The sequence below is a fragment of the Brevibacillus fortis genome, assembly GCF_046196545.1.
GTDB lineage: Bacteria > Bacillota > Bacilli > Brevibacillales > Brevibacillaceae > Brevibacillus > Brevibacillus fortis_A.
Map to the genome: position 1 here is coordinate 4,138,351 of NZ_CP176370.1, position 17,364 is coordinate 4,155,714.

The 17,364-nt window shown below is 47.5% G+C and carries 19 protein-coding genes and 1 riboswitch; of the genes, 7 read left to right on the top strand and 12 right to left on the bottom strand.

Annotation, left to right across the window (positions count from 1 at the left end):
* Positions 1 to 35: 35 nt before the first annotated feature.
* Entirely contained in the window at positions 36 to 1,391 is a 1,356-nt protein-coding gene (locus tag ACKKE8_RS20570; protein ID WP_409174675.1) for an acetyl/propionyl/methylcrotonyl-CoA carboxylase subunit alpha, read from the bottom strand.
* A 276-nt stretch (positions 1,392 to 1,667) separates the two neighbouring features.
* Between ACKKE8_RS20570 and ACKKE8_RS20575 the strand changes: the two genes are divergently transcribed.
* A complete protein-coding gene (locus ACKKE8_RS20575) occupies positions 1,668 to 2,135 on the top strand; it encodes an N-acetyltransferase (protein ID WP_409174676.1) in 468 nt (155 codons plus the stop codon).
* An 85-nt stretch (positions 2,136 to 2,220) separates the two neighbouring features.
* Here ACKKE8_RS20575 and ACKKE8_RS20580 read toward each other — a convergent pair whose 3' ends face one another.
* From ACKKE8_RS20580 to ACKKE8_RS20590, 3 genes are all read right to left on the bottom strand, one after another.
* Positions 2,221 to 2,862 (bottom strand): RsfA family transcriptional regulator, encoded by a 642-nt coding sequence (locus ACKKE8_RS20580; RefSeq protein ID WP_047068386.1) that lies wholly within the window; start codon positions 2,860 to 2,862, stop codon positions 2,221 to 2,223.
* A gap of 136 nt (positions 2,863 to 2,998) precedes the next feature.
* The gene (locus ACKKE8_RS20585) at positions 2,999 to 3,766 is read right to left on the bottom strand and encodes an enoyl-CoA hydratase/isomerase family protein (RefSeq protein WP_409174677.1); all 768 of its coding nucleotides are present in this window, start codon (positions 3,764 to 3,766) and stop codon (positions 2,999 to 3,001) included.
* A gap of 87 nt (positions 3,767 to 3,853) precedes the next feature.
* Positions 3,854 to 4,231, bottom strand: coding sequence for a Spx/MgsR family RNA polymerase-binding regulatory protein (locus tag ACKKE8_RS20590; RefSeq protein WP_016740704.1), 378 nt, complete (start codon positions 4,229 to 4,231; stop codon positions 3,854 to 3,856).
* A gap of 280 nt (positions 4,232 to 4,511) precedes the next feature.
* Between ACKKE8_RS20590 and ACKKE8_RS20595 the strand changes: the two genes are divergently transcribed.
* Together ACKKE8_RS20595 and ACKKE8_RS20600 are read left to right on the top strand one after the other, a co-directional pair.
* The gene (locus ACKKE8_RS20595) at positions 4,512 to 5,210 is read left to right on the top strand and encodes a helix-turn-helix transcriptional regulator (protein ID WP_409174678.1); all 699 of its coding nucleotides are present in this window, start codon (positions 4,512 to 4,514) and stop codon (positions 5,208 to 5,210) included.
* A gap of 137 nt (positions 5,211 to 5,347) precedes the next feature.
* Positions 5,348 to 5,614 carry a DUF2626 domain-containing protein gene (locus ACKKE8_RS20600; RefSeq protein ID WP_007723294.1) on the top strand — a complete coding sequence of 89 codons (267 nt, stop codon included), beginning with the start codon at positions 5,348 to 5,350 and terminating at the stop codon, positions 5,612 to 5,614.
* A 49-nt stretch (positions 5,615 to 5,663) separates the two neighbouring features.
* Here the strand turns inward: ACKKE8_RS20600 and ACKKE8_RS20605 are convergent, their stop codons facing one another.
* The gene (locus ACKKE8_RS20605) at positions 5,664 to 6,761 is read right to left on the bottom strand and encodes a class I SAM-dependent methyltransferase (protein WP_409174679.1); all 1,098 of its coding nucleotides are present in this window, start codon (positions 6,759 to 6,761) and stop codon (positions 5,664 to 5,666) included.
* Between the two features lie 93 nt (positions 6,762 to 6,854).
* Between ACKKE8_RS20605 and ACKKE8_RS20610 the strand changes: the two genes are divergently transcribed.
* Positions 6,855 to 7,928: a hypothetical protein gene (locus ACKKE8_RS20610; protein WP_409174680.1), complete on the top strand. Its 1,074-nt coding sequence runs from the start codon at positions 6,855 to 6,857 to the stop codon at positions 7,926 to 7,928.
* Positions 7,929 to 7,941: 13 nt separating this feature from the next.
* On the opposite strand, the gene ACKKE8_RS20615 is transcribed toward ACKKE8_RS20610, so the two are convergent.
* Positions 7,942 to 9,198 carry a CapA family protein gene (locus ACKKE8_RS20615; protein WP_409174681.1) on the bottom strand — a complete coding sequence of 419 codons (1,257 nt, stop codon included), beginning with the start codon at positions 9,196 to 9,198 and terminating at the stop codon, positions 7,942 to 7,944.
* A gap of 93 nt (positions 9,199 to 9,291) precedes the next feature.
* Positions 9,292 to 9,939: an MBL fold metallo-hydrolase gene (locus ACKKE8_RS20620; protein ID WP_409174682.1), complete on the bottom strand. Its 648-nt coding sequence runs from the start codon at positions 9,937 to 9,939 to the stop codon at positions 9,292 to 9,294.
* 63 nt (positions 9,940 to 10,002) lie between these two features.
* Between ACKKE8_RS20620 and ACKKE8_RS20625 the strand changes: the two genes are divergently transcribed.
* On the top strand, positions 10,003 to 10,503 hold the full coding sequence (locus ACKKE8_RS20625; protein ID WP_409174683.1) for a hypothetical protein: 501 nt from the start codon (positions 10,003 to 10,005) through the stop codon (positions 10,501 to 10,503).
* A 52-nt stretch (positions 10,504 to 10,555) separates the two neighbouring features.
* Here ACKKE8_RS20625 and ACKKE8_RS20630 read toward each other — a convergent pair whose 3' ends face one another.
* Together ACKKE8_RS20630 and ACKKE8_RS20635 are read right to left on the bottom strand one after the other, a co-directional pair.
* Positions 10,556 to 11,095, bottom strand: coding sequence for a hypothetical protein (locus ACKKE8_RS20630; RefSeq protein WP_409174684.1), 540 nt, complete (start codon positions 11,093 to 11,095; stop codon positions 10,556 to 10,558).
* A gap of 82 nt (positions 11,096 to 11,177) precedes the next feature.
* Complete coding sequence (locus tag ACKKE8_RS20635; RefSeq protein WP_174230363.1) at positions 11,178 to 11,624, bottom strand: hypothetical protein; 447 nt, start codon at positions 11,622 to 11,624, stop codon at positions 11,178 to 11,180.
* 138 nt (positions 11,625 to 11,762) lie between these two features.
* Here ACKKE8_RS20635 and ACKKE8_RS20640 point away from each other — a divergent pair, with 138 nt between their 5' ends.
* Entirely contained in the window at positions 11,763 to 12,239 is a 477-nt protein-coding gene (locus tag ACKKE8_RS20640; RefSeq protein ID WP_409174685.1) for a DinB family protein, read from the top strand.
* Positions 12,240 to 12,574: 335 nt separating this feature from the next.
* On the opposite strand, the gene ACKKE8_RS20645 is transcribed toward ACKKE8_RS20640, so the two are convergent.
* Complete coding sequence (locus ACKKE8_RS20645; RefSeq protein ID WP_047068397.1) at positions 12,575 to 13,909, bottom strand: PhoH family protein; 1,335 nt, start codon at positions 13,907 to 13,909, stop codon at positions 12,575 to 12,577.
* 202 nt (positions 13,910 to 14,111) lie between these two features.
* Here ACKKE8_RS20645 and ACKKE8_RS20650 point away from each other — a divergent pair, with 202 nt between their 5' ends.
* The gene (locus ACKKE8_RS20650; protein ID WP_409174686.1) at positions 14,112 to 14,717 is read left to right on the top strand and encodes a YhcN/YlaJ family sporulation lipoprotein; all 606 of its coding nucleotides are present in this window, start codon (positions 14,112 to 14,114) and stop codon (positions 14,715 to 14,717) included.
* A gap of 24 nt (positions 14,718 to 14,741) precedes the next feature.
* On the opposite strand, the gene ACKKE8_RS20655 is transcribed toward ACKKE8_RS20650, so the two are convergent.
* Complete coding sequence (locus ACKKE8_RS20655) at positions 14,742 to 15,929, bottom strand: trans-sulfuration enzyme family protein (protein ID WP_409174687.1); 1,188 nt, start codon at positions 15,927 to 15,929, stop codon at positions 14,742 to 14,744.
* Positions 15,926 to 17,089: an aminotransferase class I/II-fold pyridoxal phosphate-dependent enzyme gene (locus tag ACKKE8_RS20660; protein ID WP_409174688.1), complete on the bottom strand. Its 1,164-nt coding sequence runs from the start codon at positions 17,087 to 17,089 to the stop codon at positions 15,926 to 15,928. Before ACKKE8_RS20660 ends, ACKKE8_RS20655 begins: the two co-directional genes overlap by 4 nt.
* A 94-nt stretch (positions 17,090 to 17,183) precedes the next feature.
* Positions 17,184 to 17,303: riboswitch (SAM riboswitch) on the bottom strand.
* Between the last annotated feature and the right edge of the window lie 61 nt (positions 17,304 to 17,364).

A 17,364-nucleotide genomic window follows, 5' to 3' on the forward strand; every position in this document is an offset into this window, starting at 1 on the left:
GATGGCCCTCTCCCTTACATATCATTTTTATTAGTTTAGCGTTTTTCCGTGTTTGACGCAGCTCCGCGCTCAGTAACAAACCATGTCGTATAGTTACCTGCTCGGAATTGTTCGTCCTGTAATACTACTTGCAAAAACGGAATGTTCGTTTTAATGCCAGTAATCAGAAAATGATCCATAGCTTTCTGCGCCTGTTGCACAGCCTCTTGTCTGGTCGCCCCAGATACAATGACCTTTGCAATCATCGGGTCGTAAAAAGGAGTCACCTGTGTACCTGTCTCTACCCCATCATCAATTCGTACATGTTCAAATGCAGGTGGCTGGTACAACGTAATCGTCCCTGATGATGGCAGGAAGGTGACAGGGTCTTCCGCATAGACACGCAGCTCAATCGCGTGGCGCAGAGCCTTGACGCCCTCTTGCTTGATCGACAGCGGGTGCCCATCGGCAATGTCCAGTTGGAGCGATACGAGGTCAATGCCCGTCATTTCTTCCGTCACGGGATGCTCCACTTGCAATCGTGTATTCATTTCCAAGAAGTAAAAGTTTTTCTGTTCATCTACGATAAATTCAACCGTTCCTACACCTGAGTAGCCCACTGCTTTCGCTGCTGTAACCGCTGCATCGCACAGAAGCTCTCTCGTTGCTGTGTCCAAAAAGGGCGATGGGCTTTCTTCGAGCACCTTTTGATGTCTGCGCTGTATGGAGCATTCCCGTTCTAATAAGTGGATGACGTTTCCATGCTGATCGGCAACGACCTGCACTTCGATGTGGCGCGGACGTTCCACGTACTTCTCCATGTACATCGCATCGTTACCAAAATACGCTTTTGCACGACCTTTCGCCGATTGATAGGCTTGACGCAGCTCAGCCTCGTCTCGACAAATGTGCATCCCGATTCCTCCGCCGCCAGCACTGGCCTTTAGCATTACAGGATATCCGATGGACATCGCGATGACAGCTGCTTCATCTGGTGAATCGATAGCCTGTTCGCATCCTGGAACGACTGGTACTCCCGCAGCCTCCATCATATGACGAGCAGTCAGCTTGTCACCCATTTGACCGATGACCTCCGGGGTTGGACCAATGAAAAGAAGACCTTCCTCCAGAACGCGGCGGGCAAAAGCTTCGTTTTCTGACAAAAGACCGTAGCCTGGATGAATAGCATCGGCACCGGTGCTTTTTGCTGCTGCAAGAATGGCCTCTACGTTCAGGTAGCTGTGTGGCACAGGCGGTGGACCAATATGGACTGACTCATCTGCTTCACGAACAAACGGCAGATTCTTGTCCGCATCCGAATAGACAGCAACCGTAGCCACTCCTCTTGCCTTGCATGTACGGATAATTCGTCTGGCAATCTCACCACGGTTTGCGATTAATACCTTACGCATGGCAACGCTCCCCTCTTTGACAAACCGACTACAACCGTAAGCGCTTCCAAATTGTTTGCCTGGTTTGTATCATGTGATGCTACTTTCTATTTTGCCACGAGAATGATCATAGTTCTAGGATGAAATTTTAAAATTTTCCAAGGAAGCGAAATCATTTCCTGACAATCCCTCCAATAAAAAAAGAAAAACACTTCGGAAAAGCCAATCATCGTGTATAATAAAGGGGCGGGGCCAAAAGGTGGCCAAGGCAAAGAGCTGTGAGAGGAGTGGCTAACCATGTTTGAAGTAAGACGTTTGCAAATCAACTATAAGACACTGGAGGAATTCCAGCAGTTTCGCGAATTTGGCCTGGAGGAGCTTTCTATGAAGGAAGACCTGGAGGCGAACATCGTGGAAAACGATTCGGAATCTCCATTTTACGGTATTTATGACAACGATCTTCTGGTAGCACGTATGAGCCTCTACAAAATTGACGGGAAATACGACCGTTACTTCCAACCTAAGCAAGACTATTACGAGCTGTGGAAGCTCGAAGTCCTGCCCGACTACCGTCATAAAGATTACGGAACTGCTTTGGTTAACCACGCGAAGAGCTTCGGAGCTCCTATTAAAACCAACTCCCGCTGTCGCGCAGACGATTTTTGGTTGAAAATGGGCTTCACGCCTGTGAAATACAATCTCATGCGTGATCGTGGTGAAAACCCATACGTATGGTTGCCAGAGAGCGTAGAGCTGCAAGACTAGCTCTCCCTTTACCAACATGAATGACAGATGAATGCGTAAACAAAAAGAAGCGATCAATGACCGCTTCTTTTTTCATGCCTTGCGCTTATTTTTCCACGCGCTCCAAATTTCCGTTCTCATCCATTTTGAAGATCGCTTTGTTGGAATCCTCTTCCTGTAAAAAAGCCAGCTTGCGCGCACGTTCCATGATCTGTACCAACGCACGGTAGTCATCATTGACACCCTGAACCTGATCCAGCTCTTTTCTAGCGCGTTCGTGGGCTTCTTTCAATTCTTTTAACTCCAATTCTTTTCCTTCCAACTCTTGTTCCAATTGTCGCAAACGACGAGTCATTTCTTTTTGATTGACGAGCATGCGAATGACTGCTTCAATCTGCTGCTCCTCTACATCTGCGTACTTTTGTACCTCTGCTACTGGTGTTTCAGATCGTTTTGTGTGCAACGTGACGACCTCGACCTCAGCCACCACAGGAGGCGGTGCTTGAATCCTCCCAAGCTTTTTCAGCTGCTGCCTTTGGCTTTTCGCAATCGAAATGGCCGCATCGTACCGTTTACGCACGCAACTGTTCCAGCGGAAGCCGCACGCAGCTGCTGTCCTTCCTAACCTTTGACCCACTTCTTCAAATGCAGCAAGCTGTGTGCCGCCTTCGCGTATGTGGCGCAAGGTGACTTCCGCCAACACTAGATCGTCATCTTCGGTCCATGCGTCTTGTCTGGAAGCTACCATATATGAGTCCCTCCCGTTACCTTTAAAAAGGATGATGTAATTCATCCTATGCTTTTCCCTACTCTTGTAGAATCGCTTTCTACTAGAAAAAGTATGTCCAAGCAAATAAATGTTTAAACGGAGGGAACCCCATCGATCAGGACGTTGGTCGCTTAGTCAGGAAGCTTTCCACTACGGCGACGTGTTCAGGGCTACCCCAAAGATGCGCACATTGACTCACTTCGCGCCGGATTCGTTCTTCTTGCGGAATGCCCTTACGCTTCCACTGCAAAACCTTCATGTACGCCTCAATGCCAGCTAGCGGCTGGGCAGCGATTTTTCGAGCAAAACGATATACTTCCTCATGCAGCTTTTCTTCTGTGTATACCTCGTCAACAAAACCGTAGGACTTGGCTTCCTCTGCACGCAATCTGTCACCAGTCAACAGGAGAGCGAGTGCTTTTGACTCTGGCAGCAAGTCCAACAGCCGACTTCCTCCACCCCAGCCTGTCGTAATGTGCATGCTGATTTGTACAAACCCGAAGGTCGCCCGCTCACTTGCAAAACGAAAATGACATGCGCCCGCAAACTCACAGCCACCTCCGACCGCTGCACCGTTAATCATGGCAATCACCGGTTTGGAAAACTGATCTATCGTGGACAAAAGCCCCGTCACTTTACTGAGCAAAGGATGCGCCTGTTCATAGCCGCGCGCTGCAATAAACTGATTCAAATCGCCTCCGGAAACAAAGCTTCTGCCTGTCCCCGTCACAATCAGAACCTTTACCTCAGGATCGGCTTGGCAGTCTCGCAAGACCTGATGTAGTTCATCAACCAGCTCCACGCTAATGGCATTATGTACATGCGGTCGATTTAATGTGATTGTGGCGATACCGTTCTGTTTTTGCAAAAGCAAGGTCTCCATAAGAACTCCCACCTCTTTATCAGCTTGTGGCTTTATTTTACCTTTCGATGGACAAACAAAAAAGAGGAGGTCTTTACCCCCTCTTCATTAGGACAGCAGATTTTTCATGGCGGAAGAATTGAATCCGACGATCAGGTTTTCACCGTCAGTCAGGATCGGACGCTTCAAAAGCTGAGGCTCTTCGCTTAGCATTTCGAGCAGTTCCTTCACTGACATATCATTAATATCGACATCCAGGTTTTTAAAACGCTGACTTCTCGTCGACAAGATTTCATCCAAGCCATTTGAAGTCATTTTTATAATATCAAGCAGCTCTTCTGCTGTCGGTGGATTTTTGAACAAGTGACGCTCTTCGTAATTCACTCCGTTTTCTGCTAGCCATGCCTTCGCTTTGCGACAGGATGTGCAGCTCGGATAAGTGAAAAACGTTAATTTTTGTGTTTGTGTACGTTCAGCAACGGCCATTGGTTACCCCTCCATCTTATCTATCACGAATGATTTCATCTATAAAATTCTTACTATTTGCAGCTCTTGATGTTTTGTTTAAGCTCTTACAAAAAGTTAGCCAATAAATTTTCTTTCCTTACTTTGGATTTTACTGCTTCATTAACACTATGTCAATAGTAGTTAATCTAAAAACTAGACGAAAATTTATGCGATATGCTGTTGTAGCACACTGCTACCTTAACAAGTAACACAAAATGGGATACACTTATGAAGATTGTTTTGAGAAAGGGGTATCGGCATGGACCACGATGCGCAAAAGTTAACCAGTTGTTTAGCTGACCCCACCCGTTTTTCCATTTACCAATTTGTCGCCTACAGTAAAGATCCCATCACGGTTCAGGATATAGCTGATCACTTCTCTATCCATCCTAATGTGGCACGCTTGCACTTGACGAAGCTAGAGGACGTGAATTTACTCACTGCTGTTACAGACAAAAGTGGTAAGGGAGGACGTCCCAGTCGGTTGTACTCACTGTCTGAACAGGTTGTGAGTCTGCAATTCCCACCTCGTGACTATCAGCTGTTGGCCGATATCGCGATTGAAAGTCTGCTCTCGCTCGGCGAAGCTGGCGAAGCCGCTCTAATTAAAATGGGACATCGCATTGGAACAGAGATGGCAAAACGGGCGGTTGTCCAAAGCGGAATCAATTTAGAAATAGCCTCTATGGAAGAAAAATTGGACCTGGTCCATCGGATTGTCGTGGCTCAGGGATTGAAACCAGACATCGAAGCAATGGATGAAGGAAAACTGCGTTTTCGCGTGAATAATTGCACCTTCTCTGACAGCGCAAAAAAATATCCGAATGCCGTATGCCAGATGCACAACGCTCTGTTGATGGGAATATTCGAAACGTACTTGGGGAACATTGAATTACGTGAGGATGATTCCAAAATTCGCGGATGCCAATCCTGCAACTATACGGTGATTCAGTATTAGCACCGCAAGTCCAGTCTCTCCTCCCCGGGTGACAACAATCCGTCATACCTTTATCGTTTACACGTGTTCACCTGTCCTATATAATGGGGGAGGAATCTTGTAAATCTTACCGATCGAGGCAAAAAGGGGGGACTAAAATGGATCGTATGTATCGCGTTCTTGGTTTCTGGACCATCGTGATCGCGTTGATGGCGTTTTGGGCAGAATTGTACCCGATGGCGCTCATCTTCTTCAGTTTGACTGCTTTCTTCGTAGCGTTGAGCTACATGAATCTGACTGAACGAGTATACCTAAACATTTTCTTCGGCTTCATGTTCCTGTCTTTTGTTGGATTCACGTATTACACGTTCTTCGTGATGCCTGTTGGCCCACAAGAACACGCTTTGCTACAATTGATCATGTAAGAAAAAAGATGCTCGCCATGAGCATCTTTTTTTATGTTCTCCTCTTCGCTTACTCCCCGGTGCCTTTCCCTTGGACCATGACCCAAAAACGCCCACCCAAGCCAGCAGGATCAATCAACTGCTGGATCGCCCGATTCCGTTTCATCGCAACACTCGTGAAAGGGTCTGTATCCATATGCGCGACGGCTTTATGAAGCAAGCCATTCCGCATCAAAAACCGATCCTGTCTCATATAGTCTATTTCCCGTAATCCAACCTTTTCTCCATACTGCTTCCACGCAGAAAAATTCACATGTGTCGTCAAGTCTTGTTCACCTATGTTGATATACGGATTTGTATGCGCTTGATGACGATGGTAGCACATCAGTGTTCCGTTTTTTCGACTGGGATGGTAAAGCTCTTCTTGCAGATCACCGTAATCAATCGTGATGACGAACCCTTTTTTCAATAGGCTGGAAACTTCTTGTGCGGCTTGCTCCATCGCCATATTTATCTCGATCCGCATGCCGATTGGCAGCTTCAAGTTCAGCCCGTGTAAATATTCCCCTAGCGCTGGTGTCATCTCCCCCAGACTCTCTTCCAACCCGTCCTCGCCAACACGCACCCATACTTCCTGCCAGCCGGCTCTGGTTTTCTCTACAATATGTACGGGAAATGCGTCCAGCCATTCATTCGAGAAAATAACCCCTTCTATTTTTTCATGCTTGGCAGCTTCATTCACGGAAGAATACCAGCGCTTTGGGCCTTCGTGCCACTGGAGCGCCTCCTGTTGCATTTTCCGGTGATACGGACTCGCCTCTATCAAAATGACCGTCAGCTCTTTGTATACCTCTGGCTTGCTCTCTCGGATGCGCTCAAGCATGTGACGGCAAACAGCCCCGGTTCCACCACCTATCTCAACGAGCACAGGCGAAGTGATATCCGCCTTCTCCCATAATGCCAAGACTGCATCTGCGATTGTTTCCGCAAAGACAGGATGCACCGATGCACTCGTATAAAAATCTCCCGCTTTGCCTACTTTGGGTTGTTCGACCATATAATATCCATAAGTGTCATGATAGAGGGCCAACTCCATAAAGCGCGCGAACGTAATCGCTTTCCCTGGTTGGCTTGCTATTTCCTCGCGAATCAGTTCGATCATCGTCATAAGCTCTTCTCCTGCTATCCAAATTCAACTAGATAAGGCTATAATACGAAAAGAAGCATACAATATGGAAAGGCAAAAGCAAAAGGTGAAATCATGCGTAAATTTCTTCTCGTCTTGTTCCTACTTGTATGTCCACTGACGGTGTTCGCCCAGGAAGAGCCCTCTACTCCTTTGGAGCAGCTCATCCTGCAGCAGCATTTTACACAAAAAGAGCTGGAGCGAACCCTCACCTTACTCAAGGAAGAAGAGACGCGGACATACGGGGAAATCGCCCAAATGGATCTCGATTTGCAACGACAAAAGCTGGTGATGGAAGCGACACAACGCCGGGCCGGTGAGGTAGCGCGGGCCTATTACATGGGCGAGCGTACTAATCTTCTGACGTTACTACTAAATGCGGAAAATTTCAATCAGTTCTTATTGATGTACGACTTCTACGAGATCTTGTACGAGCGTGACATGTCTCGACTAGAGTCCTATCATACTGAGCGCACCAAGCTCACCGCGATGCAAACCGACAAAAAGAATCGATTGGACCAACTTCAAACGCTGCGAAAAAAATACGAGCTTCAATTAGCAGAAATGTTCGCCGTTGCCGCTGAAAAAGAAAAAAACGTACAAAAACTGGATGACCCGACGGTTGTAGAATCCATGATGAATCACTTGATTTTAGACTGGGAAAAACGTGGTTTGCCCGCTTTCCAGACCTTCTTCGGAATGCTCGCGCAGGTCATGGTACAAGTTCCAGAGTTGGCGACGCCGGATCGAATTCAGTCGGAAGGTCTCCTCAAGCATACGTTAACCATCAACCAGACTGACTTCAACAATTTTTTGATAGAGAAAGACGCCTTGTTTAAACAATCCCATTTCTCTTTTGAGGATAACAAGCTAACCGTGGAAGGCACGTATGATCAGATGGAGCTAAAGCTCGTTGGTAACTATGAGCTCGTCTCTCCTACTCATCTCAAATTCCACATTACCGAGCTGTACTTTGACGGCTTTGCCTTGCCTCAATCGACCGTGGAGGAAATGGAGGAAGCGTACGATCTCGGATTTTATCCAGAGCTGATCTCCCCCAATATCCAAGTGCAAGGTATCACACTGATGGACGAAGAATTAAAACTCCAGCTACAATTCAATCTTCCATTTGGATTTGGAAAGAAGTAAAGCCAGCTATTCGTTAGCTGGCTTTTTTCTTGGAAACAACCTTATTGACATGAGCCGGTATTTCCTTCTGCAATTGTGTCATGTACTGGATCGCTTCTTTCGTCAGCGTAGGGTATTTCTGTCCCTGCTTCAGTTTCTCCAATGTTTCTGACACCGGGTAAATGACATAGTGGCGCTTGTTATTTTTCCGATAAAAATGAACGTAGGTCGGAATCATTTCAGCACTTTCGATGCTGGCCTCTCCTGACTCATTCTTGTACAGCACGAGCTTCAGGATTGCACCAACATCCTTGTAGTCCCATCGCTGCGCAGAGATGAAATTGCCCAAAGAGTAGGCGATCAGTCCTTTGTGTTGGCGTCCATCTTCGAGGGTAACCGTCTTCCATTCGTAAGGTTGTACCACATGTGGATGCGCACCCAAAATCAAATCCGCTCCAAATGTTAGAGCTTGCTCGGCGGTCTTGATTTGTTCAGGACTCGGCATGCGTTGATACTCATTTCCGAAATGAAGCGCCACTGCAACCAGATCGGCTCCTTTTTCTCTTGCCCGTGCGATGTCTTTTTTCATTAGCGCAGGCGAAATCAGATTGACCAGATACGGCTTGCCTTCTGGAATCGCGATTCCATTCGTTCCGTACGTATACGATAGCAAGGCTAGTGTGAATCCGTCCTTGGTCAACAACAAGGGCTCATCTCGATCCTCGGGACTTGCAAACGTCCCCGTGTGCGGAAGACCTGCTTCATCGAGATATTTGATGGTTTGCAGAATCCCTTGTTCTTTGCGGTCCATCGAATGGTTATTCGCTGTCGATACCGCAGTAAATCCAATTTCCTTCAACGTATGTGCAAGCGACTCAGGAGAATTAAACATCGGATAGCCTGAGTATTTGGCCTTGCTACCGCTCAACGTTGTCTCAAGATTGCCGATGACCCAGTCTGCCTCGCGGAACATCGGGATGACATTCGGGAAGAATCGTTTAAAATCATAGCTTTTCGTCGCTGGGTCCCAGACGGCATCCAACTGCTCCTGATGCATCATGATATCCCCAACGGCAAGAAGGGAGATCCGCTGTTCCGGAAATCTTGATGGCAGTGTCGGAGGTTGTGTCTCCTGATGATTGGGTGCTGTCTGCGGTGGTGTTTCGGGATCAGGCTCTTTCACGTTGGGAGCTTGGTTCGTCTTATCTGCTTGGGCGATGGGTGCCGCACACCCAACCAGACTCGTGCAGGCGATAACGAGAAGGAGTGCCCATTTCCATGTTCGCTTCATAATGAATAGCTCCTTTAGTAAATGGTAACCCCTTCCTTTTCGCCACCGCCTGACAAAATCCTCTCCCAACCTTTATAAAGAATGATGAAGCGACTAACGAAGCATGCCTGTAACAAACGGATTGCACGTTTTCTCGTAGTCAATCGTCGTCTTCGGTCCATGTCCTGGATACACAATAGTTTCATCATCGAGCTCAAATAGCTTGTCTTGGATACTGATCATCAGCGTTTCGTAATCTCCTCCGAAGAGATCCGTACGCCCGATGCTTTGATTAAACAGAACGTCGCCACCGAAGCAGTGTTGGCCAATTACAAAGGAACAGCTGCCTGGTGAATGACCTGGCGTATGCAGCACCTGAATGTGAAAACCTGCCAGTTCTAGAGTCTGACCATCCTCCAGTTCGTGCTCGGCCCGCTCACATACGATAAGTTCAGGCAGATTCCAGCGTCGAGATCCGTTGAGATCAGGGTTTGTGAGCCATTCCTGCTCTAGTGGATGAATGTAAACCGGTGCTTTTGTCAATTCTCTTACTTGGTTGAGACCACCAATATGATCCAAGTGGGCATGTGTCAAAAGAATAGCAACGACGTTTTTATTCGCGAGAGCGCGAAGCAACTGATCTGGCTCCATGCCCGGGTCAATCACAATGGTTTGGTTGGTATCAGTGTTTGTCACCACATACGCATTGGTTTGAAATGCTCCCAACGCATAGGATTCAATGGCAAGATTTTGATTCATCATAGGAAACCTCCTGGATTATTTGATACGATAGAGGAAACACGATTGCAAACATGGGGGTATGACATGCGCCATATGTACGGAATTGAACTGAATGTACCAGCTGGGAAACTCCCTGGCTTCTATGCTCAAGTCATACATAAAATCGGAGATCATGTCAATGTCTTTGATCGGGACAAACTGCTTTTTATTGTAGAGAATCAAATCGAACAGGAGAAGCTGGAAACCATTCTGGAGAAGTCCAACATGCTAGGCGATGCCTTTTCGCTATTGCTGCTCCCGCAAGCAACCACAATCGCTCAACTCGATGATATCGGTTTTGTCTCCCAAAATGAACATTTGTATGTATATGCAGATCAAGTTGCCATCGTAACGCTCGGGGCTCCATCCCAATCAGAAGATCAGTGGGCTGCCATGGAGCAAATCCGCGAGCATGTCTTGGGTGTCATACCTGAAACAAACCAACAACCCGAAGCCTACCTGATCGATCAAAGCTTGATTCCATTGGCAGAGGGAATCGCAAAGGCTTATCAAGTGAAGCTCGTTTGGCTCCATTCTACTAAATGAATCCTTTACATGAAAAAAAGGGAGTTCCTGATAAGCGAACTCCCTTCTCCTTTTACGATGATTTACGATCAAATCGGAACCACGCTACTTGATTGTCCACAAGACCAAAATTGGCGGTGTATTTGCTGCCTTCATATACCACTTCTTGTTCGCCTGCTCCTTTGCCGTACAGCTTCTCTAGCTGCTCAGCACTATCAAACATGGCGAGTCCTCGATATGTTTTGAATTTTTGCGCGTCCTCCCTGGGAACTCCTCCCAGCATGATCGATGTCAATTCACCTTTGTGGACTTTGATCATCATCTGGGTCTGATCAACCAGCAGCATGCCCATCACTGCATCTCCCGCACCCTGTGCCATCTGCTCTACCGTGTAGCTTTGCCTTGTCACCATATCCATAAAATCAGCTTTCGTCGGCTTCAAAATATCCATCGCTTCTTTTATGTTCTGCCCGAGATAAATACCGTTTACTCCGTATTCCTTTTGGTTTTCAGGGTCAAATGTAGCAGTTGGTTCCGACTGGGCCGAACACGCCACCAAGACAATTACTGTCAACACCCAAAACGCAGTCATTCGCAAGCATTTCCACATCATTCACCTGTGCCCACCTTTGCTACCGCTCTTTTGGTTATCTTAGCGTATCCGGCAAGCATCGGGCAACCTTAGGGAGACGAGCTTATTCTCGTGTTCCGCTGACTTTGCGGCGCGGTCGATTAGGTGGCAGATTGCTGTCCACCGATTGTTTGAAGCTCTCTAGTATTTTGAGAAGTGATGCGAAAAAAGGCGAGCCGAACACCGCAACAATTCCCCACATCCAAGTTCCTAACTGCCACGAATTTTTTACATAAGCGGATTCTGCACCCGTTAAAATAAGGGCCGGATCCAGACCAAGCATGCCAAAAATGACACCAGCAGCCAATACGGAAATTAGCAAATTGAAAAAGCGCTTGTAGTGCATCAATCGAGCAGCATGATACTGATCCTCCCAGCAATTTTCTTTCGCCTCGTAGTCCGTAGCCAAAAAGGGAACGACTGATTTAAAAGCTTCCGTGACACCTGCTGCCGCGCTGGACACCGCTGTTATATAAATCAAAAAAGAAATAGATGAATCCAACGTAACCATCATGCTTCCCTCCTTTGTACATATGTATGGAGATGGAGGGACAACTTGCAAATTTTTTTGCAGTTTGTATATTTCCCCTTTGCTGTTTATGCGGTAACATGTTGGTGCATGTAAATATGAGGAAGGGCAGGGATTGCTATGCAGGACTTTTCTTTTGTTTGGAATCAGTACGACTTGATTCGCGGAATGTTTTTGGGGAGATTGACGGAAATAACCGAGGAAGAAGCAGACGTAGTTCCAATTGGCTTTACAAACAACATTCGTTGGAATATTGGTCATATTCTTCTGACACAAGATTACTTGCTCTTCGGACCTGAAGGAATGAAATGTCCTTCGTATTACGGAGCCATGTTCGCTCCAGGAACCAAGCCTGCTGATTGGCAAAAAGAAGGTCCTTCCCTCGAAACCTTTGCTGCCGAGCTAAAAGCACAGCATCTGCGTATCAAAGAAGAATTGCATTCCCGATTGCATGAACCATTGCCAAAACCATTTGAGCTAGGAGACAGAGGCACTATGCATACTTATGGGGAAATGATGGTCTTCACTCTATTCCATGAAGGAATGCACATCGGGTGTATTTCGTCATTGCGAAAAGCGATCGCAGCTGCTAAATAAGGAAAATCGGACAAAAACGCGGGAATTTTTTATCCGCGTTTTTCTTTTTGCCTCCGAATCTGCAAAAATGAAAACCGCTCCAATGAGGAGCGGTCCTTGTCGAGCCCGAATTGCTTATGGGGTTCTACCGGTTATTCTCTTTGGCTCTTCAACCTCCATCGTAGAGAAAAGTAGCTAAAGGAATCGGTTTATCTCCATACGACTTTCGTCGATTGCTTGATCATGATTATCCACGGATCTTCGCCTCCTGCAAGGCATTTCGCCGTTTACTTACATGAATCAACGGGCTCGACAAAATTAGTATGACCCCCTCGATGTTTTTCATTCATCCATCTTTACAATAAATCTGCGGCCAACTGTGCGAGCACACTCCGTTCGCCTTTTTCCAACCGGATATGTCCAGCCAGCTTTTGGTCTTTAAATACTTCCACCACGTAGGTTAAACCGTTGTTGCTCTCATCCAAATAAGGATGATCGATCTGCTCAGGATCGCCCATTAGCACAATTTTCGAGCCGTCCCCCACCCTCGTCAGGATCGTTTTCACTTCATGCTTTGTCAAGTTCTGGGCTTCATCAATGATAATAAATTGTTCTGGGATGGAGCGCCCCCGAATATACGTCAAAGCTTCCACCTGCAAACTACCCATGCCGGCCAAAATTTTATCCAGATCACCTGGGCGCTTCGTGTTGAATAAATATTCCAAATTATCATAAATCGGTTGCATCCACGGTCGAAGCTTTTCTTCTTTTTCGCCGGGCAAATAACCGATGTCTTTTCCAAGCGGAACGATAGGTCTTGCCACTAACAGTTTTTTGTATTTTTGCTGGTCCTCGATTTGCAGCAGGCCCGCTGCTAATGCCAGCAAGGTTTTTCCTGTACCGGCCTTGCCGGTCATGGTTACTAAAGGAATATCATCTCGTAGCAGCAATTCGGTTGCCATCCGTTGCTGCACGTTACGGGCTCGGATGCCCCAAATCGGATCATCATCTGACACAAGCATTTCTAACATTTTTCCGTCCGGGTCGACTTTTCCAATCGCTGAAATAGATGGGTTGCATTCGTCCTTCAGCACTAAAAATTGATGAGGGTAAAAGCGATAGCGTGGAAAACAGGAGGCCAGCTGCAGCTTTCTTGTCGCGTAGTAATTCTTGATGATGTCGGACGCTACCATCATCTTCTGATACCCCGGGTAAATACTGGAGAACTCCCCCACAACTCGATCCGAAAGAAAATCCTCTGCGGAAATATTCAATGCATCAGCCTTGACTCTCATGAGTGCATCCTTACTTACCAAAATGACTGGTCTTGGCTGTGGTTTTCCGTTTTCCTCCTCCTGTAAGTTTAGTGCGACCGCCAAAATGCGGTTGTCATTACTCATTTCCGTGAATTGCTTCTGAAGGCGGTGGAAAGAGGAATGATTCAGTTCCACCCGAAACAATCCCCCTGTTTCTAGGGTAATGCCAGTGTGCAATTGCCCCAGCTCACGAAAACTGTCGAAGAGCCGAGATACGTACCGAGCGTTGCGGCCAATTTCATCCATGTACCGCTTTTTGGAATCGATTTCTTCTAATACGACAGCTGGTATGACTATTTCGTTGTCAGCGAAAGAAAACATCGCCCTTGGATCTTGCAGGAGTACGTTGGTGTCCAGTACGTAGATTTTCTTCAAAATCTCGCCTCCTATTACCCTTCTTATATACCCTATGCAATTTTTGGAGGGATGCTCAAGTGCGGCGACGTGATGTACTACAGTCTATGTTCAGGTAGACAGAGATAGACGACCCATTGGCAGAATGAAAAAGGGCAGCCCAGAACAAAATACTTGTAACCCTGCCCTCCTCACGAAGGAAGGCAATACTGGGAAAGGGAGAATGCCTGTGAAACGGATCATGATCTGCTGCCTCGGTTTTAGCTTGTTGCTTACAGCATGCATGTCGGGCAATAATCCACCGGCGAATCAGGCTGAACAACAGCCCAAGCATGCCACTCATACTCAACGCGTTCAGCAAACAGCTCCTGAGCCTGCTTATAATCAATCTTCCCAAGCCACTGCCGATCGTCTCGTTCAATTGGCAACACGTGTGAAAAGGGTACAGAACGCGACTGCTGTGGTGTTGGGTAAATTTGCCGTTGTCGGTATTACAGTAGATCCAAATCTGGATCGCCCAGAAGTTGGCGTCATTAAGTACACAGTTGCAGAAGCACTGAAGGAAGATCCTCAAGGAGCGAATGCCGTCGTAACCGCTGACCCTGCCATCGTACAGCGATTACGAGAAATGGGAGAAGATATTCGTCGTGGTCATCCTGTTTCAGGAATTACTGAAGAGCTCGCGGATATCGTAGGTCGGATCATGCCGCAGCTGCCGCGCAGTGTGCAGCCTCCCGAAGAAACCCCTGCTCAAGTAAAAGAAAAACGCATGCATAAAGAACCGCAAGGACAGAACAAGATCAACGCAAATCGTACAGGAACACCTTAATAGAAAAGAGGTATTCCCCGGATTTTAAGCCCGGGAGAATACCTCTTTTTCTTTATGGACTGGTGCTTCAAATGGCAACTGATCCAATGCTTGCTTCAAATCTGCCACTAAGTCATCGAAATCCTCTAAACCAGCTGACAGCCTAATCAAACCATCTGTGATTCCCCTTGCAGCTCTTTCCTCAGCAGGCATCGCAGCATGTGACATCGTAGCTGGGTAAGAGAGAATCGTTTCCACTGCCCCGAGGCTGACAGCTACAATCGGCAATTTTACACGATCAAACAACGCTTTTGCTCGCTCGCGACTCCCTACATCAAAAGAAAGAACAGCCCCATGTCCAGTCGCTTGTTGTGTTTGAATCAGATGACCGGGATGACCCTCCAGTCCTGTATAGTAAACTCGGCTTACTTGTGGATGCGATGACAACCATTCAGCCAAGCTCGCGGCTGTTTTCGTGCTGACATCCAGTCGGGCTTTCAATGTTTTGAGCCCACGCATCACCAGCCAGCAGTCCTGCACACCCAAAATCGCTCCCATGCCATTCTGGATAAAGTAGAGCTGCTCCCCCAACGCAGCCTCCCTAGTTACCGCCAGACCTGCCACGACGTCGCTATGCCCTCCGATAAACTTCGTTGCACTATGAATGACCACATCTGCCCCAAGTTCCAATGGCCGCTGGTAATACGGGGTAAGGAATGTATTATCGACAATGACGAGCAAGCTGTGCTCCTTCGCGATACGAGAAACCGCTGCAATATCTGTCACCTTTAAAGTGGGATTGGAGGGGGTCTCCAAGTAAACCCCTTTTGTTGCCGGTGTAATGGCCGTACGAACGGCTTCTGTATCTGTTGCATCCACGAATGTAACGGAGATGCCCATTCTCGACAAGACCTTGGTCAAAAACCGAAACGTGCCACCGTATACATCTTCCGCCACGACAACATGGTCTCCAGCTGAAAACAACATGAACACACTGGAAATGGCTGCCATGCCAGATGAAAACGCGAAACCGCGCGCGCCTCCTTCCAGAGACGCAATGGCTTCCTCCAAAGCCTGCCTTGTTGGATTGCCTGATCTGGCATAATCGAATGTACCTGGCTGATCGATATCAGCCTGATGAAACGTGGAAGCTTGATAAATCGGAACCGACGACGCACCTGTGAACGGATCAATGCAAGTCGAACCGTGGAGGATCTTGGTTGCAAAATTCATCGTACACTCCCCCCAACGACCAAACTAGCATTCAATGCCTGAAACAAATCGGCTACGACATCATCTGGATGCTCGATGCCAACCGACAGTCGCAACAATCGATCACAAACACCTACATGCTCTCTCACTTCTTGCGGGATATCGGCGTGAGTCTGCGTCGCCGGATACGTACACAATGACTCGACACCACCCAGACTTTCCGCAAAGGACACGATTTGCAGATTTTGCAGGAACAATCCCACCTGCTCTGCATCGCGTACGCGGAACGATACCATCCCACTATGCCCAGTCGCTTGATTCACCTGAATCTCATGCCCCGGATGCTCTGGCAGACCTGGATAAAATACCTCCGCTACTGCCGGATGCTCACGCAGCTTTTCCGCTACAATCAAGGCATTGGATTGATGGCGCTCCATCCGCAATGCCAATGTTTTCATCCCGCGAACGAGAAGCCAGCAATCTTGTGGGCCGAGTACAGCGCCGATTGAATTGTGCAAAAACCGGGTGTTTTCCGACAACTCTTCCCCTTTTGTTACGATGAGTCCAGCCAGTACATCGTTATGTCCTGCCAAATACTTGGTTGCACTATGTAAGACGATATCTGCACCAAGCTCCAGTGGGCGTTGACAATATGGGGTTAAGAATGTGTTGTCTACAATCGTAAGGAGCCCGTGCTGTTTCGCCAATTGCGTTACTGCTCGAATATCGGTGATCTGCATGAGCGGATTCGTTGGTGTCTCGACGAAGATCGCCTTTGTATCTGGGCGAATCGCATTTTTAAGTGCACCAATGTCACGCAAATCCACGTACGAAAACGTCAGACCATAGCGAGAGAGCACTTGCTCGAACAGTCGATAGGTTCCCCCGTACAGATCGAGTGAAACGATCAGGTGATCCCCTTGGGAAAACAAGCCCATGACGGTATGAACAGCAGCCATTCCTGAGGCGCAAGCGAATCCTGCATCTCCTGATTCCGCTTCAGCGATGGTCTCCTCCAAAATGGTGCGAGTCGGATTAGCTGTGCGCGTATAATCATATCCAGTGCTCTGGCCCAAGGCAGGATGACGATAAGCCGTTGCATAGTAAACAGGAAAGCTCACCGCCCCTGTTTTTTCGTCTCTGCCTACTCCCGCCTGAATCAACTTTGTTTCCAATTTCATGTCTGTTTCTCTCCCTCCAATAGTGTACGAGGGCATCAAAAAAGCCCCCTTTCCTCTGAAAGAAGGCTTTGTTTACGTCACCGTAAGCAAATCCTTCTCATCTTTCAGAGTTTGATAACTCTGCAGGAATTAGCACCATTATCTCCCTGTTAAAATACAGGTGATTGGTTGCCGGGCATCATCGGGCCAGTCCCTCCGCCGCTCTGGATAAGAAGATTGCTATTCAATTCGATTGACCCTAATACTAAAGGATCGGCAGGATTCTTGTCAACAAT

Coding starts and splice junctions, on each gene's coding strand:
- ACKKE8_RS20570 (WP_409174675.1), bottom strand. CDS start 1,391: ATGCGTAAGGTATTAATCGCAAACCGTGGTGAGATTGCCAGACGAATT.
- ACKKE8_RS20575 (WP_409174676.1), top strand. CDS start 1,668: ATGTTTGAAGTAAGACGTTTGCAAATCAACTATAAGACACTGGAGGAA.
- ACKKE8_RS20580 (WP_047068386.1), bottom strand. CDS start 2,862: ATGGTAGCTTCCAGACAAGACGCATGGACCGAAGATGACGATCTAGTG.
- ACKKE8_RS20585 (WP_409174677.1), bottom strand. CDS start 3,766: ATGGAGACCTTGCTTTTGCAAAAACAGAACGGTATCGCCACAATCACA.
- ACKKE8_RS20590 (WP_016740704.1), bottom strand. CDS start 4,231: ATGGCCGTTGCTGAACGTACACAAACACAAAAATTAACGTTTTTCACT.
- ACKKE8_RS20595 (WP_409174678.1), top strand. CDS start 4,512: ATGGACCACGATGCGCAAAAGTTAACCAGTTGTTTAGCTGACCCCACC.
- ACKKE8_RS20600 (WP_007723294.1), top strand. CDS start 5,348: ATGGATCGTATGTATCGCGTTCTTGGTTTCTGGACCATCGTGATCGCG.
- ACKKE8_RS20605 (WP_409174679.1), bottom strand. CDS start 6,761: ATGACGATGATCGAACTGATTCGCGAGGAAATAGCAAGCCAACCAGGG.
- ACKKE8_RS20610 (WP_409174680.1), top strand. CDS start 6,855: ATGCGTAAATTTCTTCTCGTCTTGTTCCTACTTGTATGTCCACTGACG.
- ACKKE8_RS20615 (WP_409174681.1), bottom strand. CDS start 9,198: ATGAAGCGAACATGGAAATGGGCACTCCTTCTCGTTATCGCCTGCACG.
- ACKKE8_RS20620 (WP_409174682.1), bottom strand. CDS start 9,939: ATGATGAATCAAAATCTTGCCATTGAATCCTATGCGTTGGGAGCATTT.
- ACKKE8_RS20625 (WP_409174683.1), top strand. CDS start 10,003: ATGCGCCATATGTACGGAATTGAACTGAATGTACCAGCTGGGAAACTC.
- ACKKE8_RS20630 (WP_409174684.1), bottom strand. CDS start 11,095: ATGATGTGGAAATGCTTGCGAATGACTGCGTTTTGGGTGTTGACAGTA.
- ACKKE8_RS20635 (WP_174230363.1), bottom strand. CDS start 11,624: ATGGTTACGTTGGATTCATCTATTTCTTTTTTGATTTATATAACAGCG.
- ACKKE8_RS20640 (WP_409174685.1), top strand. CDS start 11,763: ATGCAGGACTTTTCTTTTGTTTGGAATCAGTACGACTTGATTCGCGGA.
- ACKKE8_RS20650 (WP_409174686.1), top strand. CDS start 14,112: ATGCCTGTGAAACGGATCATGATCTGCTGCCTCGGTTTTAGCTTGTTG.
- ACKKE8_RS20655 (WP_409174687.1), bottom strand. CDS start 15,929: ATGAATTTTGCAACCAAGATCCTCCACGGTTCGACTTGCATTGATCCG.
- ACKKE8_RS20660 (WP_409174688.1), bottom strand. CDS start 17,089: ATGAAATTGGAAACAAAGTTGATTCAGGCGGGAGTAGGCAGAGACGAA.